Source organism: Saccharothrix sp. (genome assembly GCF_031180885.1).
Taxonomy (GTDB): Bacteria; Actinomycetota; Actinomycetes; order Mycobacteriales; family Pseudonocardiaceae; genus Actinosynnema.
The window spans coordinates 1-24,826 of sequence record NZ_JAPSLK010000073.1; the positions used below are offsets into that span (position 1 = coordinate 1).

21 protein-coding genes are annotated in these 24,826 nt (G+C 70.9%); 10 read left to right on the forward strand and 11 right to left on the reverse strand.

Annotated elements, in window-relative coordinates; translation table 11 throughout:
* Positions 1-316: 316 nt before the first annotated feature.
* Complete coding sequence (locus RIN75_RS39780; RefSeq protein ID WP_309117315.1) at positions 317-892, reverse strand: LysE family transporter; 576 nt, start codon at positions 890-892, stop codon at positions 317-319.
* Between the two features lie 73 nt (positions 893-965).
* Between RIN75_RS39780 and RIN75_RS39785 the strand changes: the two genes are divergently transcribed.
* Together RIN75_RS39785 and RIN75_RS39790 are read left to right on the forward strand one after the other, a co-directional pair.
* The gene (locus RIN75_RS39785) at positions 966-1,820 is read left to right on the forward strand and encodes a LysR family transcriptional regulator ArgP (protein ID WP_309117316.1); all 855 of its coding nucleotides are present in this window, start codon (positions 966-968) and stop codon (positions 1,818-1,820) included.
* Between the two features lie 11 nt (positions 1,821-1,831).
* Positions 1,832-2,470, forward strand: coding sequence for a VOC family protein (locus tag RIN75_RS39790; RefSeq protein WP_309117283.1), 639 nt, complete (start codon positions 1,832-1,834; stop codon positions 2,468-2,470).
* 31 nt (positions 2,471-2,501) lie between these two features.
* Here the strand turns inward: RIN75_RS39790 and RIN75_RS39795 are convergent, their stop codons facing one another.
* Complete coding sequence (locus tag RIN75_RS39795; RefSeq protein WP_309117284.1) at positions 2,502-3,638, reverse strand: saccharopine dehydrogenase NADP-binding domain-containing protein; 1,137 nt, start codon at positions 3,636-3,638, stop codon at positions 2,502-2,504.
* 172 nt (positions 3,639-3,810) lie between these two features.
* Here RIN75_RS39795 and RIN75_RS39800 point away from each other — a divergent pair, with 172 nt between their 5' ends.
* The 3 genes from RIN75_RS39800 (at position 3,811) to RIN75_RS39810 (ending at position 7,755) form a co-directional block, all read left to right on the forward strand.
* Positions 3,811-4,014, forward strand: a complete 204-nt coding sequence (locus RIN75_RS39800; protein ID WP_309117285.1) for a hypothetical protein — start codon at positions 3,811-3,813, stop codon at positions 4,012-4,014.
* Positions 3,993-4,379: a hypothetical protein gene (locus RIN75_RS44330; protein ID WP_375296085.1), complete on the forward strand. Its 387-nt coding sequence runs from the start codon at positions 3,993-3,995 to the stop codon at positions 4,377-4,379. Before RIN75_RS39800 ends, RIN75_RS44330 begins: the two co-directional genes overlap by 22 nt.
* 610 nt (positions 4,380-4,989) lie before the next feature.
* The gene (locus RIN75_RS39810) at positions 4,990-7,755 is read left to right on the forward strand and encodes a lectin (RefSeq protein ID WP_309117286.1); all 2,766 of its coding nucleotides are present in this window, start codon (positions 4,990-4,992) and stop codon (positions 7,753-7,755) included.
* Positions 7,756-7,758: 3 nt separating this feature from the next.
* Here the strand turns inward: RIN75_RS39810 and RIN75_RS39815 are convergent, their stop codons facing one another.
* The 7 genes from RIN75_RS39815 to RIN75_RS39845 form a co-directional block, all read right to left on the reverse strand.
* Positions 7,759-8,184 (reverse strand): hypothetical protein, encoded by a 426-nt coding sequence (locus RIN75_RS39815; protein ID WP_309117287.1) that lies wholly within the window; start codon positions 8,182-8,184, stop codon positions 7,759-7,761.
* Positions 8,184-8,666, reverse strand: coding sequence for a sigma-70 family RNA polymerase sigma factor (locus RIN75_RS39820; RefSeq protein ID WP_309117288.1), 483 nt, complete (start codon positions 8,664-8,666; stop codon positions 8,184-8,186). The genes RIN75_RS39815 and RIN75_RS39820 overlap by 1 nt, the downstream gene beginning before the upstream one ends.
* Before the next feature lie 208 nt (positions 8,667-8,874).
* On the reverse strand, positions 8,875-9,660 hold the full coding sequence (locus RIN75_RS39825; protein ID WP_309117289.1) for a DeoR/GlpR family DNA-binding transcription regulator: 786 nt from the start codon (positions 9,658-9,660) through the stop codon (positions 8,875-8,877).
* Between the two features lie 76 nt (positions 9,661-9,736).
* On the reverse strand, positions 9,737-10,645 hold the full coding sequence (locus RIN75_RS39830; RefSeq protein WP_309117290.1) for a hexose kinase: 909 nt from the start codon (positions 10,643-10,645) through the stop codon (positions 9,737-9,739).
* Entirely contained in the window at positions 10,642-11,493 is an 852-nt protein-coding gene (locus RIN75_RS39835; protein ID WP_375296087.1) for a class II fructose-bisphosphate aldolase, read from the reverse strand. The genes RIN75_RS39830 and RIN75_RS39835 overlap by 4 nt, the downstream gene beginning before the upstream one ends.
* Positions 11,484-12,407, reverse strand: coding sequence for an ROK family protein (locus RIN75_RS39840; RefSeq protein ID WP_309117292.1), 924 nt, complete (start codon positions 12,405-12,407; stop codon positions 11,484-11,486). Before RIN75_RS39840 ends, RIN75_RS39835 begins: the two co-directional genes overlap by 10 nt.
* A gap of 58 nt (positions 12,408-12,465) precedes the next feature.
* Entirely contained in the window at positions 12,466-14,001 is a 1,536-nt protein-coding gene (locus RIN75_RS39845; protein ID WP_309117293.1) for an NB-ARC domain-containing protein, read from the reverse strand.
* A 183-nt stretch (positions 14,002-14,184) separates the two neighbouring features.
* On the opposite strand from RIN75_RS39845, the gene RIN75_RS39850 reads away from it, so the two are divergent.
* Positions 14,185-17,988 carry a discoidin domain-containing protein gene (locus RIN75_RS39850; RefSeq protein ID WP_309117294.1) on the forward strand — a complete coding sequence of 1,268 codons (3,804 nt, stop codon included), beginning with the start codon at positions 14,185-14,187 and terminating at the stop codon, positions 17,986-17,988.
* A 510-nt stretch (positions 17,989-18,498) separates the two neighbouring features.
* Entirely contained in the window at positions 18,499-18,588 is a 90-nt protein-coding gene (locus tag RIN75_RS39855; protein WP_309117295.1) for a hypothetical protein, read from the forward strand.
* Positions 18,589-18,612: 24 nt separating this feature from the next.
* On the opposite strand, the gene RIN75_RS39860 is transcribed toward RIN75_RS39855, so the two are convergent.
* Positions 18,613-19,782, reverse strand: coding sequence for an FAD/NAD(P)-binding oxidoreductase (locus tag RIN75_RS39860; RefSeq protein WP_309117296.1), 1,170 nt, complete (start codon positions 19,780-19,782; stop codon positions 18,613-18,615).
* Positions 19,783-19,852: 70 nt separating this feature from the next.
* On the opposite strand from RIN75_RS39860, the gene RIN75_RS39865 reads away from it, so the two are divergent.
* Genes RIN75_RS39865 through RIN75_RS39875 form a run of 3 tightly spaced genes read left to right on the forward strand, consistent with a single transcriptional unit; the run spans position 19,853 to position 22,728 of the window.
* The gene (locus RIN75_RS39865) at positions 19,853-20,617 is read left to right on the forward strand and encodes a GntR family transcriptional regulator (protein WP_309117297.1); all 765 of its coding nucleotides are present in this window, start codon (positions 19,853-19,855) and stop codon (positions 20,615-20,617) included.
* Between the two features lie 54 nt (positions 20,618-20,671).
* Positions 20,672-21,991, forward strand: a complete 1,320-nt coding sequence (locus RIN75_RS39870) for an MBL fold metallo-hydrolase (protein WP_309117298.1) — start codon at positions 20,672-20,674, stop codon at positions 21,989-21,991.
* A complete protein-coding gene (locus RIN75_RS39875; protein WP_309117299.1) occupies positions 21,988-22,728 on the forward strand; it encodes a sulfite exporter TauE/SafE family protein in 741 nt (246 codons plus the stop codon). The genes RIN75_RS39870 and RIN75_RS39875 overlap by 4 nt, the downstream gene beginning before the upstream one ends.
* A gap of 1,109 nt (positions 22,729-23,837) precedes the next feature.
* Here RIN75_RS39875 and RIN75_RS39880 read toward each other — a convergent pair.
* On the reverse strand, positions 23,838-24,776 hold the full coding sequence (locus tag RIN75_RS39880) for a right-handed parallel beta-helix repeat-containing protein (protein ID WP_309117300.1): 939 nt from the start codon (positions 24,774-24,776) through the stop codon (positions 23,838-23,840).
* Between the last annotated feature and the right edge of the window lie 50 nt (positions 24,777-24,826).

The window sequence follows — 24,826 nt, forward strand, 5'->3', positions numbered from 1 at the left end:
ACGCGCTGCGCGCTCTCAAGATCAAAAGCGCCTCGCCGGCGGGCAGACCACCGATGGGGGAGGAAGGGCGTCGGTTCCCCCACCGCATGGCCTGGCAAAGCCAACCACAGATTCCCCGGGTGCCGCTAAAAACTTTTGCTCGTTCCTCGCAAAACTTTTTGGCGGCACCCGGGGAATCTGTGGTAGCCCTTCGGGCAGGCCATACGGTGGGGGAACCGAAGCCCAGCCGTGGCTGGGAGCAGCCCGCCGCGCGGAGCGCGGCCTAATAGCAGCCGCTGCGCGGCGAAAAACAAGCCGCTGTGCGGCGAACCACGAGCTAGACCACCAAGGAGACACCGGTCGCCGTCACCACGACGGCGACCGCTCCGTCCAACACCCGCCACGCCGAGGGCCGCGCGAACACCCCCGACAGCCACCGCGCGCCGAACCCAAGGCAGCTGAACCACAGCACGCTCGCCGCCATCGCCCCCACCGCGAACCACCACCGCTCGCCGCCGAACCCGGTCGACGCCGTCCCCAGCAGCAACACCGTGTCCAGGTACACGTGCGGGTTCAGCCAGGTCAGCGCCAGGCACGTCAGGATCGTCCCGCCCGCGCCCCCGACCAGCACCCCCGGCCGCAGCATCCGCCGCACCGCCAGCACCCCGTACCCGACCAGGAACGCCGCCCCGAACCAGCGCACCACCTCCAACACCGCCGGCCAAGCGCTCAACACCGTCCCCACGCCACCGACCCCGACCGCGATGAGCAGGGCGTCGGACACCGCGCAGATCGCCACGATCGCCGGAACCCCTTGCCGCAGCACGCCTTGCCGCAACACCAGCGCGTTCTGCGCCCCGATGACGACGATCAACGACAACCCCATGCCGAGCCCGGCCAGCAACGCGTGCATCACGTCCACCGACGCTAAGAACGCATCGACGATAAGACCAGCTAAACTTCCTTAACTATCATTAGCCACCGTGATGCTCGACCCGGAAGCCGTCCGCACCCTCCTCGCCGTCGTCGACGAGGGCACCCTCGACGCCGCCGCCAAAGCCCTGCACGTGACACCCAGCGCCGTCAGCCAACGCATCAAAGCGCTGGAACAACGCACCGGCCGCGTCCTCCTGGTCCGCACCAAACCCGCCCGCCTCACCGAGTCCGGCCACGTGATCGCCCGCTACGGCCGCCAACTGGCCCTCCTCGAACAGGACACCGCGACCGGGCTCGGCCTGACCGAGTCGCCCACCGCGATCCAGGTCGCCGTCAACGCGGACTCGCTCAACACCTGGTTCCGCGCCGTGGTCCGCGAACTGGCGAGCAACGACGACATCGTCCTCGGCGTGCTCCGCGACGACCAGGACCACACCGCCGAAGCCCTCCGCCAAGGCCTGGTCGTCGCGGCCGTCACGTCGTCACCGCAGCCGGTCCAGGGGTGCAGCGTCCGTCCGCTCGGGAACATGCGCTACCACGCCATGGCCGCCAAAGCGTGCGCGAAACGCTGGCAGGGCAAGGACTTGTCCACCATCCCGGTCGTGGTCTTCGACGAGAAGGACGACCTCCAAGACGCGTTCTGCCGCCAGATCACCGGCAACCCCGCCTCCGCCCACCGCCACTACCTCCCCGACGGCCCGGTGTTCGAGGACGCCGTGGTCGCCGGCGCCGGGTGGGCGCTGTTGAGCGAACACCAGATCAAACGCCACCGGGGCCTGGTGCACCTGTTCCCCGACACCCCGGTCGACGTCCCCTTGCACTGGCAGCAATGGAAACTGGACTCGCCGCCCCTGCAAGTGGTGGCCGACGCCGTCGCCCGCGCCGCACGATCCGAACTCCACTAGGCTGCGACGCCATGGGTGACCCCATCACACCGGGTGAGTTCACCGCACCCGACTGGCACGTGCTCGGCGAAGGCGCCTGCGCCTTCTTCCGCACCGACTCCTTCGCCGACAGCGCCCGCCTGGTGCAGTCCCTCACCACGCTCCCGGTTCACCCGGACGTGGACATCCGGCCCGACGGCGTCCTGGTCCGCCTGCTCACCACGACCCCCGAGTACTGCGGCCTCACCACCGACGACCTCGACGCCGCCCACCGCATCTCCGCACTGGCCACCGGCCTCGGCCTGCTCTCGGACCACTCCCGCGTCCAAACCGTCCAGGTCACCATCGACGCCCTGGACATCCCCGCCTTGATGCGGTTTTGGGCCGCCGTCCTGGACTACGTGCCCCGCCCCGACAACCCCGACGAAGACCTGATCGACCCCCGCGGCCGCGGAACTTCCCTGTGGTTCCAACAAATGGACGCCCCACGCCCGCAACGCAACCGCCTGCACTTCGACGTCTGGGTGCCCTTCTCCCAAGCACCGCAACGCATCCAGGCCGCCCTCGACGCCGGCGGCCACCTCGTCACCGACGAACACGCCCCGTCCTGGTGGGTGCTCGCCGACCCCGAGGGCAACGAAGTCTGCATCGCGACCGTCGAAGGCCGCTGACTCACCGCACGCTGACTCACCGCACGCTGACTCACCGCACCCGGAACCCGATCCCCGCCTGCACCAGCCGCCCGGTCAACGCGTCCCCCATCGCCACCGCCGTCGTCACCTGGCCGGCGGTCGCCGGCAACTCGTCGAAAGCCAGGCACAGCGCCGATTCCCCGAGCATCTTCGCCGTCTCGCCGTAGCCGGGGTCGCCGCCGGACACCTCGGTCACCACCCGCTGCCCGCCGCCCTCGCCGAAGAACAGCACCTTGAACCACGACCGCGCCCGCTGCTCCGCACTCGGCCCCGACCCGGGCTTGCGCCGGTCCAACAGCCACCGCCGCACCGGCGGCACCTGCGCCAACCCCATCAACGCGCCAACCCCACCCACCAGACCCACCGCCACGGGCAACCGGCGCACCGCGATGTGGTGGCTGTAGGTGAACGACGGCCCGTACCGGTCCAGCGCCGCGGCCGAGCGCAGCACGATCTGCGGGTCGATGGTCGGCGCGGGCAGCGCCCACGCGCCCACCCGCCGGTCGAACCGGGGTGCGCCGACCTTCCCCCGCACCACCCGACCGGCCGGCCGCCCCTCCACCGACCGCCGCCGCCTGGCCGTCTCCGCCATCGACCGCCACCGGGAGAACGCGGTCACCGCCGAGTGGAAAGTCCCGCCCGAGAACGTGCCCGACGCGGTGACGAACCCCTCCACCGTCAACGGCACACCCTCCGGCAACTGCCGCACCGTGAAGTGGACGCCCAGGTCGTAGGGCACGGAATCGAATCCGCACGCGTGCACCAGGCGCGCCCCGGACTCCACCGCCGCCTCGTGGTGGCGCAGGTAGGTCCGGTCGACGAACTCGGGCTCGCCGGTCAGGTCCACGTAGTCCGTCCCGGCCCGTGCACACGCCGCGACCAACCCGTCCCCGTACTGGATGTACGGCCCCACCGTCGTGATCACCACCCGGGTGGACTCGGCGACCGCCCGCAACGAACCCTCATCGTTGACATCGGCCACCAGGACGTCCGGCTCCCCGGCCAATCCCGCGCGCACCGCGTCCAGCCGTCCCCGGTCCCGCCCCGCCAACGCCCACCGCGCACCGGCGGGCAGGTGCCCCGCCAGGTACTCGGCGGTGAGCCGGCCGGTGAAGCCCGTAGCACCGAACAGCACGAGGTCGTACATGCGCAAGCCCTCCCGAAATTCTTCCACGACGACAACGACGTCATTTTCGCCGGGTGACGGCGTTAGCGCGCAGTTCACCATCCCGCCGCCACGCGATCACCGCACCGTGCCCGCGCGTCCCTACCGTTCGCCGGGCCCTTGTCCGGCACATCAGGAAGCGAAGGGTTGAGGCATGCGGGGTCGCAAGGCCAGGCTCCCCCTCGCGGTCGTCGCCGTCGGCGTCGTCACCGCGGCCACCCTCATCGTCGTCGCCGGCTCCGACCACCTCCCGTCCGCCTCGGCGGCCACGTTCACGTTCACCCCGATCGCGGACACCTGCGTCGACAGCACCGCTGCCCTGTGCCATCCACGCCCGTGCGTCCTTCGGCGTTCTTGAACTTGTTCCGGGACAACAAGATCCGGCGTGTTGTTGTTGCGGCGGCGGTGCTGGGTCTGGCCACCATCGGTGACGGTTTCGTGTACCTGTTGCTGCAGAAGCGGGAGAACCTGGCCATCGGCTGGTTCCCGCTGCTGACCCTCGGCACGAGCCTGGTCTGCCTGTTGCTGGCCGCACCTCTGGGCGCTCTCGCCGACCGCGTCGGACGGCTGCCGGTCATGCTCGGCGGCTATGTCGCTTTGGCCGCCGCCCCGTCTTCGACCACCGTCACGTCAGGCCCCGTGACCGGCCCAAACTCCAAGTCCTCAGCAACGGCACGCTTTCGACGGTTTCGCGCACCGATCCGTCCTGCCCGCGCGAGCTGACCGTCCAGCGCTGCGACCGGGCTGACGCGGCCGGCGGCACCATCTCGTGCGTGCGGCCGGCGAGGGCGTTGAAGGCCGGGGAGTTGGCTGTTCTCGATTCGTCGTTGAAGGTGCTGCGGCCGGTGCGGTTGACGGATTTTCCGAACCGGACGCGGGTGTCCGCCAGTGGCCAGATGGTCGGGTGGACGTTGTTCGTGGACGGACACTCTCCCGGACGATCATGCCGTTGGCCGAGACGCGGAGTGTGGATGACCAGCCGGCGTGGATCGACGGATCGACTGTGGGGTACGGGATGCAGCGGGCGGACGGGGTGAACGACGTGTGGTCGGTGCCGGCGGACGGGAGCGGTTCTCCGGCGGTCCTGGTCCCCGAGGCGAACTCCCCCGCGCCGCTCCAGGCGCGGCCTCCGGCCCCCGGTATCCATTGTCCCATGAACCACCGACAATCCCGTCGCCACCGCCACCGCCACCGCCGCCACCACCACCGCGGCCAGATCGCCGCTGGCAGGTGGCGGGGGATGACCCGGGCGGCGGGTATCGGAGGTTGCCGTTCGGGTGGGAAAATCGGCGCTGACAACGTTGTCACCCCTCCTACCCTGCGGGAGGAACCCATGCGCCTGCACTCCGCAGCCGTCGCATTCCTGACCCTCGCGGCCCTCGCCCTGCCGCCCACCACCGCCACCGCTGACCCAGCCACCGCCAGGCCGTCCGCCACCGCCACGCCCACCCCCGCCGCTACGCCCGGCGGCGCGCCCAGCCCGACCGCGATCGCCGACCCGGCCCAGCACGTCAACCCGTTCGTCGGCACCAAACCCGGCGGCCCCGACTTCGGGCACGGCGGCGGCGCCGGCAACACGTTCCCAGGAGCCGTCGCCCCCTTCGGCATGCTCCAGTGGAGCCCCGACACCGTCACCCACCAGCACGGCGGCTACCACTACGACGACAACCGCATCCGGGGCTTCAGCCTCACCCACCTGTCCGGCCCCGGCTGCAGCGACTTCGGCAACGTCCCCTTCATGCCCGCCCTCGGCACCACCCCCGCCTCCCACTCCACCTTCTCCCACATCAACGAACAAGCCGCCCCCGGCTACTACGCCGTCACCTTCGACAACGGCATCCGCACCGAACTGACCGCCGACCAGCGCTCCGGCATCGCCCGCTTCACCTACCCCACCGGCCAACGAGCCTCCCTCTCCGTCGACGCCGCCCGAGCCTTCAACGCCGCCAGCGGCTCCATCACCGTCGGCACCAACACCCTCTCCGGCTACACCGACAGCGGCGGGTTCTGCGGCACGCGCAACCGCTACCGCCTCCACTTCCACGTCACCTTCGACCACCCGTTCAGCACGACCGCCGTGGTCCAAGGCGACACCGTCGACCCCACCCGCCGCACGATCGAGGGCACCAGCCGGACCACCATCCCGCCGGCCCCCAAGACCCCGCAGTCGCAGCACATCCCGCCGTCACCCCCGACCACCCAGGACGTGCAACCCTTCGCCGCCGCCGCGTTCGTCTCCTTCAACGCCACAACGGTCACCGCGCGCGTCGGCATCTCGTTCGTCAGCCTCGACGGCGCGAAGGCCAACCTGGCCGCCGAGACCGGCACGAAGTCCTTCGACGAGGTCCGCACCCGGTCCCGCGCCGCCTGGAACGGCTGGCTGAGCCGCATCGACGTCACCGGCGGCACCACCGCCCAACTCGGCACCCTCTACACGTCCCTGTACCACTCCCTCCTGCACCCCAACGTCTTCAGCGACGTCGACCGCCGTTACACCGGCTTCGACGGCCAAGTCCACACCACCGCCACCACCCAGTACGCGAACTTCTCCGGCTGGGACGTCTACCGCTCCCAGATAGCCCTGATCGCCCTCCTCGCCCCGCGGGAAGCCGCCGACATCGCCCAGTCCGCGGTCAACCAGGCCGCGCAGGGCGGCTACTTCGACCGCTGGACGGTCGCCAACGGCGGCACGGGCGTGATGAACGGCGACCCGATGGCCGTCATCGTCTCGACCATCCACGCGTTCGGCGGCACGTCGTTCGACTCCGCCCAAGCCCTGACCCGCATGGTCAACGGCGTCAACGACATCCGCCAACGCCCAGGCTGGTTGCAGTTCAACAACTACGGCTACGTCCCGACCGGCCTGCCCGACGTGTGGGGCTCCGCCGCCACTACCCTCGAATACACCAGCGCGGACTTCGCCATCTCCCAGTTCGCCGCCCGCCTCGGCGACCCCGCCACCGCCGAGAACTTCCTGCGCCGCGCCCAGAACTGGCGCAACATCTTCGAGTCCGGCGCGAAGTACCTCAAACCCCGCAACACCGACCTGTCGTGGCCGCCGTTCAGCCCGACGCAGGAGAACGAGTACGTCGAGGGCAACGCCGCCCAGTACACGTGGATGGTCCCCTACAACCACCGCGGCCTGTTCGACGCCATGGGCGGCAACGCGAACGTGGTGTCCCGTTTGGACACTTTCTTCACCGAGCTGAACGCCGGCCCCAAGAAGCCCTACGCCTACCTGGGCAACGAACCCACTCTCAACACACCCTGGGCCTACGCCTACGCCGGCGCGCCCGCCAAGACCCAGGACGTGGTCCGCCGCGCGCTGACGTCGATCTTCCGGCCGGTGCCCGAAGGCCTGGTGGGCAACGACGACCTGGGCCAGATGTCGTCGTGGGCGGTATGGGCCGCGCTGGGCATGTACCCGCAGACGCCGGGCCGCGCTGAACTGGTGCTGGCCAGCCCGCAGTTCCCGTCCGCCCGAATCACCCGAGGCAACGGCCCTACGATCACCGTCACCGCACCGGCCGCCTCGGACTCGGCCAAATACGTCCAATCCCTGCGCGTCAACGGAGTGCCGTCGACCAAACCGTGGCTCCCCGCCTCCCTGATCACGGACGGCGGCACGGTCGACTTCACCCTCGGCACCACGCCGACCTCATGGGGCAGCGCACCGGCCGACGCACCCCCGTCCCACGACGTCGGCCCGTACCCACCCCGCTCCGGCGCCATCACGGGTCTCGCGTCGAAGTGCGCCGACGCCGATCCGAGCATCGCGGGCAACGGCGCCCCGGTCCGGCTGTGGGACTGCAACGGCACCCCGGCACAGCAGTGGACGCTGGCCTCAGACGGCACCGTCCGCGCCCTCGGCCGGTGCCTGGACGTCAGCGGCAGCGGCCGGAGCAACGGCACCAAGGTGCAGCTGTGGGAGTGCAACGCCACGGGCGCGCAGCAGTGGTGGCCCCGCCCCGGCGGCGCGCTGGTGAACCCGCCGTCGGGCAAGTGCCTGGACGTGCCGAACAGCAACACCGCGAACGGCGTCCAGCTCCAGATCTACGACTGCAACGGCACCGGCGCCCAACAGTGGCGCCTGCCCTGACCCTCAGGCGGTGAACCAGGGAGTGACCACGGCTCGCCCGTCCTCCCTGGTCAGCCGCAACCGGACCGTCGGGTGCGGCAGCTCGGGCACCACCACCCAGCCGTCCGCGCCGATCCCGACCCGCACCTCACCCACCGGCGTCTCCACCACGACCTCGCCCGACGCACCCCCGACCAGGGCGCGCAACCCACCGGCCTCGGCCTGGACGTCCACCGAGACCTCGCCGGTCTCGAACGCGAGCACGTGCGCGTCCTCGTCGGACCGGACGAGCTGCGGGGACTCCCACGAGTCGTGCACCAGCTCGGCCAGTTCCTCGTCCATCCGCCGGGTGGACAGCGCGGCCTGCGCGGCCAACCGCACCCAGGCGGGCACCCGGTCCACCCGGTTCGCGATCGACCGCAGCCGCTCGACCAGCTCGTCGTCGTCCATCACATCTCCTCGGCGAGCTTGCGCAGTCGCTCCAGGCACCGGCCGCGTGACGGCCCGATGCTGCCGACCGCGATGTCCAGCGCCCGGGCGATCTCGACGTAGGGCGGCGGCGGGTCGGCCATCAGCATCCGGATCAACCGCCGACACCCGTCCGGCAACCGGTCGACCGCCCGCCACAACGCGATGTCCCGTTCGGCCGGCAACAACCCGTCGTCCAATGGCGGCGCGTCGTCGGCGACGTCCGGCGGCTCCTCGTCCGCCGCCCTCCGCCGCTCGACCCGACGCAGGAGCTGGAGGCACTCGCGCCGCGCGGTGGTGGCCAACCAGGCCGCGAGCCGATCGGGCTCGGTCACCGACCCGAGCTTCTCGACCAGCTTCAACCAGGTGTTCTGCACGACGTCGGCGCAGTCGGCGGTCCCCAACCGGAACCCCCGGGCGACGGACCACAGCAGGGGTGTGTACGGGCCACCAACTCGTTCCACGCCGCCTGGTCGCCCCGGGCGGCCGCCGAGAGCAGCGATGCGTTGTCCTCGCCCACGGCGGTGGATTGTTCCGCAGGCACACCCATACCAACCAGATGCCCCACCCGGTCGTGGTGATGCGCGCCATCCTCGCGAGACGTGTGGTCAGCAAGCCTCTGAGCAGTTTTGCGCAAAACCGCTCAGAGTCCGAACAACCCTCATTTCCGGGTCAGACCTGGACGACCTCGACCCCGCGCTCCCGGAACCGCCGCACGTCCTCTTCCCGCGCGTCCGTGTCCGTCACCAGCACGTGCACCTGCGTGATCGGGCAGATCGACGCGAACGCCCGCGCCCCGATCTTGGACGAGTCCGCCACCACCACGACCTTGCGCGCCCGCTCCGCCAGCAGCCGGTTGATGTCCGCCTCGCCCTCGTGGTGCGCCGACGCCCCCGCGTCCGGGTCGATCGCGTCCACCCCGAGGAACGTCAGGTCCAGGCTCAGCCCGCTCAGGATCCGGCTCGCCAGCGGCGACATCAGCTCGTACGACTGGGGCCGCGCCACGCCGCCGGTCACCACCAGCTTCACCTGGGGCCGCACGGCGAGTTCGTTGGCGATGTTCAACGCGTTGGTCACGACGGTGATCACCCCGTCGCCCTCGGCCCCGCCCACGTCCGCGCTGGTCATCAAAGCCCGCGCGACCTCGGTGGTGGTGGTGCCGCCGTTCATGCCGACGACCGCCCCGCGGTGCACCTGCTCCGCCGCCGCGCGCCCGATGCGCTGCTTCTCCCCCGCCCGCCGCACGGTCTTGTACCGCAGCGGCAGGTCGTAGGCGACCGAGTGGGCGACGGCGCCGCCCCGGGTGCGGGTGAGGAGTTGCTGCTCGGCCAGGTGGTCGAGGTCGCGGCGGATCGTCGCGCCGGAGACCGCCAGTTCCTCGGCGATGTCGTCGACCTCGATCTTGCCGCGCTCGGCCAGCAGCTCCAGCAGCGCGTTCAACCGCTCGTACCGATTCACGGGCTACCTCCTGCGCATGAACATTAATGCACATTACAGATGCGCAAAAGTGCAGCGGGTGAACACGCTGAAGTTTTCACAGCGGCTCGACGCGCACCTCATCGTGCAACCTGCGCAGCAACGGCACGTCCACGCTGCCCGCGACCGGGGCCGCCACCGCCGCCGCGGACCAGGCGACCGCCGCGCGCAACCGCATCGGCCACGACGACTGCTCCACCAGCCCGTTCGCCAGCGCCGCCACGGCCGCGTCGCCCGCGCCGGTCGGGTTGCCGCGCACCGGGAACGGCGGCACCGCGCGCCACCGGCCCTCGCCGGTCACCGCGACCACCCCCTCCGGACCCAACGACAGCACGACCGCCCCGGCACCCATCGACCGCAACCGCTCGGCACCCGCCACCGCGTCGGACGCGTCCACGACCTCGGCCAACTCCGCCGCGTTCGGCTTGAGCACGTCCGCCCCGGCCTCCGCCGCCGCCAACAACGCGGCACCACTGGTGTCCACGACCACCGGCACCCCCGCGTCCCGCGCCGCCTCGACCACCCGGGCGCACGTGTCGCGGGGCGTGGCCTGCGGCAGGCTGCCCGAGCACACCAGCGCGGACGCCTCGGGCAGCCGCGCGCGGACCAGGTCGAGCAGCCGATCCCACTCGGTGTCCAGCAGCGCCGCGCCGGCCTCGTTGAAAAGGGTCGCGTCCTCGTCGTCCACCACGGCGACGGTCATCCGCGTCGGCGCGTCCACGACCAGCAGCGCGTGCGGCACCTCGGAGGCGACCAGGTCCGCGCGCAGCGACTCGCCCAGCACCCCGCCCACCGGTCCGACCGCCAGTGTGGCGATGCCCATCTCGTGCAGCACGCGGCTGACGTTGAAACCCTTGCCGCCGGCGCGTTCCCGCACCGACCGGACCCGGTGCGCGGTCCCCGGCACCAGCCGCGCCACCCGGTAGCTGACGTCCAGCGCCGGGTTCGGGGTCACGGTGAGGATCACCGGACGCTCCCGGCCGGCACCGCGTCCAGCACGCCCAGCAGCCGCGCCACCTCGCCCGCCATCCGGTCCCGCGCCGGACCCAGGTACTTGCGGGTGTCCACGAGCTTGGCGTCGCCGAGCCGGTCGCGCACCTCCTCGGTGAAGACCTTGTTGAGGTGCGTGGAGATGTTCACCTTGGTGATGCCCGCCGCGACCGCGCGCCGCAGCCCTTCGTCGGACACGCCCGACGAGCCGTGCAGCACCAGCGGAACGTCCACAGTGGACTTGATCGCGGCGATCAGGTCGTAGTCCAACGCGGCGTCCCGGGTCGTCATCGCATGGGAAGACCCGACCGCCACGGCCAACGCGTCCACCCCGGTCGCCGCCACGTACTCCTTGGCCTCACCGGGATCGGTGCGCACACCGGGCGCGTGCACGCCGTCCTTGCCACCGACCTCGCCCAACTCGGCCTCCACCCAGATCCCGCGCGCGTGGCAGAACCCGGCGACCTCCTTCGTGACCCGCACGTTCTCCTCGTAAGGAGCTGTGGACGCGTCGAACATCACCGATCCGATGCGGTGCAACGCCCCTTCCCGCACCAGCGGCACCGACTCGATGTGGTCCAGGTGCACCGCGACCGGCACCGACGACTCCGCCGCCACCGCCAGCGCCGCCTCCAGCAGCGGCGCGAGGGAACGGTGGTAGCGCACGCAGTTCTCGCTGATCTGGAGCAGCACCGCGGTGCCCGCGCGCTCCGCGCCGGCGACGATCGCGGACGCGTGTTCGAGCTGGATGACGTTGAACGCGCCGACCCCGTGACCACCCGCGACGGCGGCGGAGACGATGGCGGCGGTGGGCCTCAGCACGATGCACTCCTCTTGGCCGCGAGCAGGGCCGCGCCACGGCAGCCGGCCAGCCCGCCGAGTTCGGCCGCCACCAGGCGCGGCCGGCGTTGGAAGGTCAGGCGCTCGCGCAGCGCCTCGTCCAGGGGCCGCAGCAGGAGATCGCCCGCCGCGGACAGCCCGCCGCCGACGACCACGACCTCCGGCGCGAGCACGCTCGCCGTCCAGGCCAGGGCGACGGCCAGCGCTTGAACCGCGTCGTCCCACACCCGCCGCGCGTCGGCGTCCTGCTCGGCGAGCAGCCGCGCCACGTCGACGGCTTCGGTGGGCGTGCCGGTGCGGGCGGCGTAGCGGCGGGCGATCGCGGACGCCGAGGCGATCGCCTCCAGGCACCCGTGCCGACCGCACGCGCACGGCTCGCCGTGGCCGACGTCGACGTGCCCGATCTCCCCGGCGTACCCGCCCGCGTCGTGCACGCGCCCGCCCAGCACGAGCGCCGCCGCGATCCCGGTGCCGATGGGCAGGAACAGCGAGTCCCGCGCCCCGCGCCCGCCGCCTGCGGTCGACTCCGCCAACCCGCCCGCGCGCACGTCGTGCCCGAACCCGGTGGCGCGCCCGAGCCGGTCGGTCAGCAGGGCGGCGAACGGCACGTCCAGCCAGCCCAGGTTCTCCGACCACACCGCGACACCGCGCGCTTCGTCCACGATCCCCGGGACGACCACGCCGACGTCCGCCGTCCCGGCCGGGTCCAACTCCGCGACCAGGTCGGCCACCAGGTCGACCACCTCCGGCACGACGTCCGGACCGGGTTTCGGCGTCGGCTTCGAGGCGTGCGCGAGCACGCGGTCACCGTCGACGAGCACGGCTTTGGTGGCCGTCCCGCCCACGTCGACCCCGACCACCAACCCCACCGCGCACCACCTGTTCACGATTGCGCTCAACCGCGCACAATCATGCACTTTTGGTCAGATAATGCGCAAGAGGTGTGCGCGCCGCGTCTCACGCGGCAGCGGACCGCCCGATGTCCAGCCGACGCCGAGGCAGGCGGCGCAACAGCGGGTGCCCGACCTCCCACAGGTGCTCACCCGCGACCTCGACCAGTGCCTCCGCACACCGGAACAGATCGACTGCCACATCAGCAGAAGCACCGACCCACACGGCTTCGAGCGAATCCGCCACCTCGACCGCCGGCGACACCACGACCAGATCGCGCACCACCCGCTGCACCAAGGGATGCACCTCGACGCGGCCGTCCGCGTGCGTCACCAGGTTGAGCCGGTGCAGGGCGCGCAGCGCCAAGAGGTCACGTCCGTGCAACAAGACGTCTTCCGGGATGCCCTCCGGTGCAAGCAACGACACCGCTTCGAGCATCACTGGCGCATCAGGCGACAGTGACCGCGCCCGTTCGACGGACCGCGCCACGGTCGCCGCCACGGTGCCGTCGTGCTCATCGCCGGGCGAGGACGCGGGGAACAGGTCGGCCACCCGCTGCCGCCGGTCAGCCAGCCGGTCGAGGTAGGCAGGCACGCCCAGTCCGGTGTCGATGAGGAACGCCGCCGCCTGGGCCAACGCCAACGGCTGCCAGCCCAGCGCCGCCCCCAGCTCCACCAACTCCGAGCGGCCGTGCCGGGGATCAACCGAGAGCCGCTCGACGAGGTACCCGGTGGCCTCCTCAGGCGTGAACACGCCCACCTGGACCACCCGAACGTCCGGCCGCAGCAAGGCGGCATCCCGGCGACGAGTAGTCACCAGAGTCCGTCCCGACCCCTCCGGCCACAGCCCGGACAACTCCGCCGGGTCGTCCAGGTCGTCGAGGACAACCAGCCACGGGGAACTTGACGACCGCAACCACTCCAGAAACCGGTCCGCCGCCTCCTCATCCGAGTTGCCGGCATTCCCCAAAGCCCGCCAGGCGCGGGCATAGCCGCTGAGCACCGATTGGCGACTCGCCGCCGACACCCACACCAGCACCTCGCCCCGCGCCCGACGGAACGCGGCGGCGGCCAGCTGCGACTTGCCGACCCCACCCGCCCCGGTCAGCACGACCCGATGGCACTCGCCCAGCGCCACCTCGACCAACGCCGACCGGTCCCGAAACGCCGCCGCCACCCGAGGCGGACGCCCAACCACAACCCGCGCCACCCCGGCCCGCGCCGCACCTGCCGCCGCCACTCCAGCCCGCGCCGCACCACCCTGCGCCGCCCCTGCCGCATCCACCCCGGCCCGGTCGACCGCAGGCCGCCTTTCCCGCGACGCCGCCCGCCACAGCTCCCGCAGCCGCGCGACCTGCCCCGTACCCCCGGTCGCCAGCGCCACCGCCAGAACCGCGTCGAAGTCCCGCGGCACCGACCGGCCGCTCACCCACTCGCCGAGCCGCCGCGCGTTGACCGCCACCCGCCGCCCCGACGGCAGCACCACCGCACCGGCCCGCCGCGCCAGCGCCTCGTCCGTCAGGTCCGGCAGCCGTCCGCGCAACCCCGCGACCGCCGCCGCGAACTCCGCCCGAGGGTCCCCCGACCGCCTCCCACCTCCCATGGCGCCGAGCGTAGGTCCGCCCGGCAGCCCTCTTCACGAGGAAGTTTCCGCCCCGTCCGACCACCGACGACCACTGGTCTGAACCGTTGACTTTCGCCGCCGCCCTCTGCAACTCTGCGGACCCACCGGCGCAAAAACTTGACAACCGAGCGGAACTTCCTGACAAAAGACGGGAACAACCACATGTCATCGACGACACGTGTCCCTGCCCTGCTCGCCGCCCTCTCCCTGGCCGCCCTCTCGCTCGTCACCGCCCCCGCGCACGCCGCCCCGGTCACCCACATCGACCTGGGCACGCCCACGCGCATCGACCAGATCAGCCTCACCGCCCCCGACACGGGCGACCGCACCCTGGCCGTCCAAGGCAGCATCGACGGCCACTCCTACGCCACGCTCGTCTTCAGCCGGTCGCATCGGTTGAGCCGCAACCCCACGACCCTCGACCTCTGCCCGACCCTGGTCCGGCACGTCCGGGTGGTCGGCGAGACGGCGAACCTGGACGTGCGCAGAGCCGGCCCCGGCGTCCAACTCGCCGCGACCTACACCGCCAGCAGCCACACCGACGTCCACCAGCCCGCCAACGCCGGCGACGGCAACCCCGCCACCTACTGGGAGAGCCGCAACGACGCCTTCCCGCAGTGGATCCAGGCCGACCTCGGCACCACCACCAAGGTCGACCGCCTGGTCCTCAAGCTGCCCACGGTCAACTGGGGCACGCGCACCCAGACCCTGGCCGTCCAGCACAGCACCGACGGCACGTCGTTCAGCGACCTGGTCCCGTCGGCCGGCTACGCCTTCAACCCCGCCACCGCCAACACCGTCACCATCGAGTTCACCGCCGCCACCACCCGGTACGTCCGGCTGAACATCACCGGCAACACCGGCTGGCCCGCCGGCCAGCTCAGCGAGTTCGAGCTCCACGGCCCTACCGGCGGCGACACCCAGGCACCCTCCGCGCCCACCAACCTCGCCTTCACCCAGCCGCAATCAGGCCAGATCCGCCTGACCTGGTCCGCCGCCACCGACAACGTCGGCGTCACCGGCTACGACGTCTACGCCAACGGTTCCCTGCGCACCACGGTCACCGGCACCACCTTCACCGACACCCAGCCGGACGGGCTCGCGGTGACCTACCACGTCGTGGCCAAGGACGCCGCCGGCAACACCTCGCCGCCCAGCAACTCCGTCACCCGCGCCGGGACGGCGGGCGAGAACCTGGCCAAGGGCAAGCCGATCACGTCCTCCGGCCACACCCACAACTACGTGGCCGGCAACGCCAACGACGACAACGTCAAGACCTACTGGGAAGGCTCGACCCACCCGAACACGCTCACCGTCCAACTCGGCGCGAACGCCGACCTCAGCTCGATCACCGTCCGCTTGGACCCCGACCACATCTGGGGCACCCGCACCCAGACCGTCCAGGTGCTCGGCCGCGAGCAGGGCGCGTCGACCTTCACGAACCTGGTGTCCGCCAAGGACTACACGTGGAACCCGGCCACCGGCAACACCGTCACCATCCCGGTCTCCGGCCGGGCGGCGGACGTGCAGCTCAGGTTCACCGCCAACTCGGGCGCGCCCGGCGGCCAGGTCGCCGAGTTCCAGGTGTTCGGCACCCCCGCGCCCAACCCGGACCTGACCGTCACCGGCACGTCCTTCACCCCGGCCGCTCCGGTCGAGACCGACGCCGTCACGCTCTCGGCCACCATCCGCAACGCCGGCACCGCACCCTCGACCGCCACGGACGTCACCTTCTTCCTCGGTGACGACGAAGTGGGCACCGCCCAGGTCGGCGCGCTGCGACCGGGCGCCTCCGCCACCGTCACCCACAACGCCGGACCGCGCGCCGAGGGGTCGTACGAGTACACGGCGAAGGTGGACGAGACCAAGAAGGTCAGCGAGCAGAACGAGACCAACAACGCCCGCCTCCACCCGGACCGCCTGGTCGTCACGCCCGTCCCCAGCTCGGACCTGCTGGCCGCCCCGGTGAGCTGGTCCCCCGGCAACCCGTCCGCCGGCCAGACCACGACCTTCACCGTGGCCCTGCGCAACCAGGGCACGATCGCGACGGCGGGCGGCCACACCATCACGTTGACCCTGCTGGACGCCACCACCGACAGCGCGATCCGCACGTTCTCCGCGTCCCACAACGGTCCCGTCGCCGCCGGCGCGACCACCGCCCCGATCACCCTGGGCACGTGGCCCGCCGCCAACGGCAAGTACACCGTCCGCACCGCGATCGCCCCGGACGCCCACGAGATCCCCGCCAAGCAGGGCAACAACACCACCGAGCAGCCGCTGTTCATCGGCCGGGGCGCGAACGTCCCGTGGACGCACGTCGAAGCCGAGGACGGCGTCACCGCGGGCGGCGCAACCAAGATCGGCCCGAACCGCACCATCGGCGACCTGGCCGGCGAAGCCTCCGGTCGGCGCGCGGTCACGCTCAACAGCACCGGGGCGTCGGTCGAGTTCACCACCACGGTCCCGACCAACACGCTGGTCACCCGGTTCTCCATCCCGGACGCGCCGGGCGGCGGCGGCATCAACGCCACCCTCAACGTCTACGTCAACGGCACGTTCCACAAGGCCCTCGACCTCACCTCCCGCCACATCTGGCTCTACGGCAACGAAGCCGCCCCCGGCAACTCGCCGGGCGAAGGCGGACCCCGGCACATCTACGACGAGGCCAACGTCCTGCTGGGCAGCACGTTCCCGCCCGGCACGAAGATCAAGCTGCAGAAGGACGCGGCCAACACCACGACCTACGCCATCGACTTCGTCAACTTCGAGGTCGCCACCGCGCAGCCCAACCCCGACCCCGCCCGGTACGTCACGCCGACGGGGTTCTCCCACCAGGACGTGCAGAACGCGCTCGACCGGTTCCGCATGGACACCAGCGGCAACCTCCTCGGCGTGTACCTGCCGGCGGGCCGCTACGAGACCGCGCAGAAGTTCCAGGTCTACGGAAAGCCCGTGCGGATGGTCGGCGCGGGACCGTGGTTCACCCGGTTCTTCGCCCCGTCCGGCCAGGACAACACCGACGTGGGCATCCGCGCCGAAGCCTCCGCCAACGGGTCGCTGTTCAGCGGGTTCGCCTACTTCGGCAACTACACCACCCGCATCGACGGCCCGGGCAAGGTGTTCGACTTCCAGAACGTCTCGAACATCACGATCGAGAACCTGTGGGCCGAGCACATGGTGTGCCTGTACTGGGGCGCGAACACCGACTTCATGACGTTGAAGGACTCCCGCATCCGCAACACGTTCGCCGATGGCCTGAACATGACCAACGGCAGCACGGACAACCGGGTGTCCAACATCGAGGCCCGCTCGACCGGTGACGACAGCTTCGCGCTGTTCTCCGCGATCGACGCGGGAGGCGCGGACGAGAAGAACAACGTCTACGAGAACCTGACGTCCCTGCTCACGTGGCGCGCGGCGGGCCTGGCGGTGTACGGCGGCTACCTCAACACGTTCCGCAACATCTACATCGCCGATACCCTTGTGTACTCCGGGGTCACGATCAGTTCGCTGGACTTCGGCTACCCGATGAACGGCTTCGGCCCCGACCCGACGACGCTCAGCGGGATCACCCTGGTCCGCACCGGCGGCCACTTCTGGGGGCAGCAGACGTTCCCGGCGATCTGGCTGTTCTCGGCGTCGAAACCGTTCCGGGGCATCCGGGTGCAGGACGTGGACATCATCGACCCGACCTACAGCGGCATCATGTTCCAGACCAAGTACACCGGCACCACGCCGGAGAACCCCATCCAGGACACGGAGTTCCGCAACGTCTCCATCAGCGGGGCGCGCAAGAGCGGTGACGCGTTCGACGCCAAGTCCGGGTTCGGCCTGTGGGCCAACGAGTTGCCGGAGCCGGGGCAGGGACCGGCGGTGGGCGCGGTGACGTTCTACAACCTGCGGTTCTCGAACAACTTCCAGGACATCAAGAACACGACCAGCACGTTCAAGATCACCATCAACTGACCGGCCGGTGTGGCCTCCGGCCCCGGTTCCATTGTCCCACGGGGTACCGACAGAACCGGCCAGTCGGGCGGGTCGATGGCACCACCCGTCCCGTCGCTCGACGGGTCGATGGCACCACCCGTCCCGTCGAGCGGCGGGTCATTGGCGCCGCCCATCCAGTCGAGTGACAGGTCGATGGCGCCGCCCCTCCCATCGAGGGGCGGCGCCTTGTCGGCAACCGGACAGGCCGAGGGCGGGCGGTTGACAGTGGTCGCGGCGGACTGCGAACCTGCCTCAAGAGAGCGCTCTCACACCTCTCCTCCCTGCACTGGGAGCTGTCGTGAGACTGATCGCGCAAGGGAGCGCGGTGGCCCCGGCCGTCGCGCTCGCCACCCTGCCCGCCCCCGCCTCGGCAACCGGTCGAACCGCCGCCGACCGCGTCGCCCTGACCGAGGCCATGACCCGTGACCTCGGGCGGTTCGGGCAACTGCTCGGCCGGGGACCTGGTGAACCCGGCAGGCGAACAAGTGCGTGGACGTCACCGCGTGGGGCGGCACCGGGACCCCGTTGCAGCAGTGGGAGTGCACGGGCGGCGCGAACCAGAAGTGGCGTCGCGGCTGAGGTTTCCGCGGGTGCTGCGGGGGCTCAGGCGAGTCCCCGCAGCATCAGCCCCCAGTACAGCCACGGCAGCACCCGGCGTTTGAACACGGTGTAGTCGGTGCGTTCGCGCATGGTGTCCAGGAACGGGATCGACGGCCGCGGCCGGCCGGAGTAGTCGAACTCGGCGAGCAGCAGGGTCCGCCGCCCTGTGGTGATCGGGCAGGACGCGTAGCCGTCGTAGGAGGCGGGGAGTTCGTGGCCGGCCAGGGATTCCAGCAGGTTCGCCACCACGACGGGCACTTGCTTGCGCACCGCCGCGCCGGTCTTGGAGTTCGGCGTCGAGGCGGCGTCGCCAAGCGCGAAGACGTCGGTGAAGTCTTTGTGCCGCAACGTGTTCCGGTCGACTTCGACGTACCCGGACGGGCCGGCCAGCGGTGAGGCTTTGATCCAGTCGGGCGCGCTCTGCGGCGGCACGAGGTGCGCGAACGTGTACGGCAACGACGTCGTCCCGCCGGACCCGCGCACCACGACCTCACGACCGGGCCGCACCGCCACGACCTCGCTCTCCAGGTGCACGTGGATGCCGTACCGCCGCGCGACCCCTTCGAGCACCGCCGCGTACTCCGGCACCGCGAACATGGCCGGCGTGGGCAGGACGAGGTGGACCTCGATCTTGTTGAGGAGATTCTGTTCTCGCCAGTAGTCGGCGGCCAGGTAGGCGATCTTCTGCGGCGCGCCACCGCACTTGATGGGGCCGGACGGCATCGAGAACACGGCCGTCCCGGACCTCGTGGTCTTGATGAACTCCCAGGTCAGCGGGGCGTACGTCGCCGAGTAGTTGCTGGACGCGCCGTCGTGGCCGAGCGCGTTGACCAGGCCGTCGAGCCGGCCCCAGTCGAGCTGGATGCCCGGGCAGACGACGAGCCGGCGGTAGCGCACCGACCGCCCGTCGCCCAGGTCCACGCGCCGGTCGAACGGGTCGACCGCGACCGCGGCCGTCTTCAGCCACCGCACGCCGCGCGGGACGAGCTTCGCCATCCGCCGCGCCGAGGACCCGGACGGCGCGCGCCCGCCGCCGATCAGCGTCCACAGAGGCTGGTAGTGGTGCACGTCGGACGGTTCGACCAGGGCGACGTCCCGCCCGTTGCGGCGTAATCGGGCCGCGGTGGAGATCCCGGCCGCGCCGCCGCCGATGATCACGATCTCGTGGTGCATGGCACCCCCAAAATGTCCGTACAATAACGCTAGCGGTTCGGCCCGGACCGCTTCAAGGGAGACTTCGGGCATGACGTCCCGCACGCTGGACCGGTCCGCCACCACGCCGCTGTGGCGGCAGCTCCAGGACGACCTCGTGACCCGGCTGCGGTCGGGCGAGTTCCACGCCGGGTTCCCCGGCGAACTCGCGCTCATGGACGACTACGGCGTCAGCCGGCACACCGTGCGGCAGGCGTTGCAGCGGTTGCGCGCCGAGGGCCTGGTGGTCGCCGAACGCGGACGCCAGCCGCGGGTGAGCCCGGCCGCCGCCGTCGAGCAACCGCTGGACACGCTCTACAGCCTGTTCGCGTCCGTCGAGGCGGCCGGTATGGAGCAGCGCAGCGTCGTGCGGGTGCTCGACGTGCGCGCGGACGGTGTTGTCGCAGACCGCCTTGACCTCGAAGGATCGACCCCGTTGGTGCACTTGGAGCGGCTGCGGCTGGCCGACGGGGAGCCGTTCGCGATCGACCGGGTGTGGCTGCCCGCCGACATCGCCTCGCCGCTGCTCACCGCCGACTTCACCCACACGAGCCTGTACGCGGTGCTCGTGGAGCGGACCGGGGTGCGGCTGGACGCGAGCCGGGAGACGATCAAGGCCGTGGTCCCGACCGCCGGGGAGCGGGCGCTGCTGGGGTGTGGTCCGGACGTGGCCTGCCTGTCGATCCACCGGCAAGGGCGTTCCGGCGGGCGGCCGGTCGAGTGGCGGCACACGATGGTGCGTGGCGACCGGTTCGCGGTGACCTCCGAGTTCCCGGCGGTGGGACCGCTCCCGACGAGGTCTGTGACACACCGCTGACATCACTTGCTCCGGTCCGTCATAATGTACGTACATATGACGGAGGTGTGCGCGATGGACGTCGAGACGATCGGCACCGCTTCGCTGGGCGACCGGAGCTACCTGGTGCACGACGGCGAGGTGGCGCTGGTCGTGGACCCGCAGCGCGACCTGGACCGGGTGGAGGAGGTCGCGGGCCGGCTGGGGGTGCGGATCACGCACGTCGCCGAGACGCACGTGCACAACGACTACGTGACCGGCGGCTTGGCGTTGGCCCGGCGGCACGACGCGCACTACCTGGTGGCCGCCGCGGAAGAGGTCGCTTACTCGCGCCACCCCGTCCGCCCCGGCGACTCGCTGGCGGTGGGCGGCCTGACCCTGACCGCCGTCGCAACCCCCGGCCACACGCCGCACCACTTGGCGTACGTGGTGTCTCTCGACGGGCAGCAGGCGGTTTTCTCCGGCGGGAGCTTGCTGTACGGGTCGGTCGGCCGCACGGACTTGGTGTCCCCGGACCGAACCGTCGAACTGACTTACGCCCAGTACCACTCGGCCCGGGCGCTAGCCGCTCAGGTCGGCGCCGCCGCGACCCTGCACCCGACCCACGGTTTCGGGAGCTTCTGCTCTTCGGGTCCGGCGAGCGGGGCGGACGCGTCGACGATCGGTGAGCAGTTGCGCACCAACCACGCGTTGACCGATCCCGACGAGCAGCACTTCGTGACGTCTCTGATCGCGAACCTGTCGGCGTACCCGTCGTACTACTCCCACATGGCTCCACTGAACCGCTTGGGCCCGAGCGCTGCGGATGTCAGTGTGCCTTCGCCGTTGTCCCCGTCGGAGGTGTTGGCACGGTTGGACGCCGGCGAGTGGGTAGTGGACTTGCGGTCGCGGGTGGCCTTCGCAGCCGGGCACTTGCGCGGAACGGTCGGATTCGAGTACGGGACGAGCTTCGCGACGTACCTTGGTTGGACGTTGCCGTGGAACGAGCCCGTAACCCTGCTGGGCTCGGAGTCCGACATCCGTTCCGCGATCCGCGACCTGTCCCGAATCGGCATCGACCACCCTTCCACGTCTTTCGCCACCCCCTCCGCCTTCGCTGACGTCGTGTCCTACCCCATCCGCAGCTGGGACGCCTTGGCCGAAGCCACTTCCCCGGTGGTCCTGGACGTCCGCCGCCCCGAGGAGTTCGCCTCTCGCCACATCACCGGCGCCCTCAACATCCCCTTGTACGAGCTGCTGGACCGCATCACCGAGATCCCCGCAGGCACCGTCTGGGTCCACTGCGCATCCGGCTACCGCGCGGGGGTCGCGGCGAGCCTGCTGCACCGCGCCGGGCGCGATGTCGTCCACCTGAACGCGGAGTGGTCCGAGATCCACGGCGTGCCCACCACATGACCGCTTTCTGCCTGGCTCTGCTCGCCGGCGCCGTAGTGGGCCTTTCCCTGGGTGCCCTGGGCGCCGGCGGCAGCGTTCTCACCGTCCCGGCCCTGATCTACTTCCTGAACTTCACCCCTCAACAGGCCACCACCGCCTCCCTGTTGATCGTTTTGGTGACGTCTTTGATGGCCCTGTTCACCCACGCCCGAGCCGGCACAGTGCGCTGGCGCCTGGGCCTCCTCTTCGCCGCCGCCGGCACCCCACCCGCCGCCGTGGCCGCGACCTACCACTCCCACATCCCACCCCAGGCCCTAACGGCAGCCTTCTCCGCCATCACCGCCACCGCAGCCATCGTCATGCTCCGCAAACCAACTCCCACAGAACAGGTCCGCCCAGTCCGCGCGGCCGGTGTAGGTGCGGGTCTGGGTGCATTGACCGGTTTCCTGGGCATCGGCGGCGGCTTCCTAACAGTTCCCGCTCTGGTAAGCGCCCTAGCCGTCCCCATGACCACCGCGGTGGGCACCAGCCTTCTGGTGATCAGCATCAACGCCACGACTGCCTTCGCCGTACGCCTGGGCACCGTGGCAACCCTGAACTGGGCTCTGATCGCCCCTTTCGCCGCAACGGCCCTGCTCGGCGCATGGGACGGCAAACGCCTAGCCACCAAACTGAACCCCAAAACCCTACAAAGACTCTTCGCCGCCACCCTCCTGATAACAGCCACCACAATGCTCACCGACACCCTCTTCCTCTAACCCTCCCTCCCTCCAGCTTCCCTCCCCACCACCACACACACCCCAGACCTTCCACCTCCTCCCCGCCCCCGCCCCCCGCACCACCCAGCCCGCCCACCCCAGCCCGCAGCCCTCCGCCCATCCCCTCCACGCGGCACCACAACCCCGCCACCCAACCCGCCGACACACCCCGCCACGCCACTACGCAACCCGACCGCGCCCTCGCGCGCGCAGCCCGGCCCGCCGACACCCGGGCAACACCCCGCCCGGCGACATTCGGCCCTGAAGCATCCGGCCCGGCGACACCCGGCGCGGCGACACCCCGCCCGACGACATCCGGCACTGGGGCATCCGGCCCGGCGGCATCCGATCCTCGGCGCTCAATTCGCCCCCGCCACCTCGCCGCGCGTACACCGGCGGCACTCGGCCCCGGTGGCGTGCGGCCCGTCGGGGAAGCCCTGCGAGGAAGCGGCCCGGCGCGGAGGCGGCCCGGCGAGGAAGCGGCCCGGCGAGGAAGCGGCCCGGCGAGGAAGCGGCCCGGCGAGGAAGCGGCCCGGCGAGGAAGCGGCCCGGCGAGGAAGCGGCCCGGCGAGGAAGCGGCCCGGCGCGGAGGCGGCGCGCTGTTCGGTGGGGAGGTGCTGCGAGCGGCGGGTGGGGAGGGTGGGGAGTGGCTGGTCGCGGCGGCTTGAGTGCCTGTGCGGGCGGTTGCCGGTTGGACCTGAGCGCGACCTAGTGGCCCGGCTCGTTGGCGGCTGACGTCCTCGTCGGCCGAGTTCGATCTCGAATCCCGGACCTGAATCCCGGAGCCTGACCGCGACGCCGACCCTGACCCCGACCTTGGCCCCGGCCGACCTAACCCGACCCGGCCCGACCCCCGACCCGTCCCGCGCCGACCTTCCTATTCACGGGACGCGCGAGCCCGGCGAAAGTCGCAGATCCTGTATGTCACACGATCGAGTGACACCAAGATCACCAGCCCCACCACCCTACCACCAAACCCCATAACCGCAGGTGGGACGGCCCCCGGCGCCAAGCCGAAGGCCGCCCCACCACCCGACCTGACCGATCAGAACCCGGCCGGTCGGAACCGGTTAGAACCGGTCAGAACCGATCAGGCCAGTCCAGGACGATCAGATCTTGCCGGTACCCGCGCCACTCGTCACGATCGACTTCACGCTGCCGGCCGCGTCCAGCGAATACCCGTACGGGATCGCCTTCACGCTGCCACCAGCATCACCCGACCCCGAGTTGACGAAGTGGTTGTTCCGCGCCACCAGGTTGGCCGCCGGCGACGAACCCTCACCGCGGTGGAACGGGTCGCGGGTGTTCTCGAAGAAGTTGCCCTCCACGAGCACACCGGCCTCCATGGTGGACGCCACCCCATAGTCCGTCACGCCGCCGTAGTAGTTGTTGTACACGTGCACGGGATTGCCGAAGCGCACGCGCGGGTGCCGCTGCTGGGTCCCGGCGAACCAGTTGTGGTGGTAGCTCACCCGCAGCTTGCCGCGGTCCTCGCTCCCGTTGCCGTCGTCGTGCCCCAGCAGCATGGTCTTGTTGTGGCTGGAGAACTTGTTCCACGACACGGTCACGTAGTCCGACGCGCGTTTCACGTCCACCGCGCCGTCGTACCCGCTCGAGAAGCTGTTGTGGTCCACCCAGACCCGGGTCGAGTACTGGACGTTGATCGCGTCGTCCGCCCAGTTCCGGAAGTTCAGGTTGCGGACGATCACGTTGGACGCGTTGGAAATGTTCAGGCCGTGCCCGGTGATGGTGGCCGTCGAGCCGACGCCGATGATCGTCTTGTTGGACGTCACGCGCGTCATGCTGGACAACGTGATCGTGCCGGATACGCGGATCACGGCCGCGCTCGACGACTGGACCGCCGAGACGAACGCCGACGTGGTCGAGACGGTCACCGGCGTGGCGCTGCCGCCACCCGTGGTGCCACCGCCTTGCGTCGCCCACCCTTCGAGGTTGAACGAAGCGGCCTGCGCCGGTGCGACAACGGCCACCGAAGCCGCGGCCACCGCCACGGCCGCGACCAGCGCACGGGAAATCGTGCGGGACATCAGGTTTCCTCCATACGACTGTGGATGACAGGAGAACCGGCGGCGGTTTT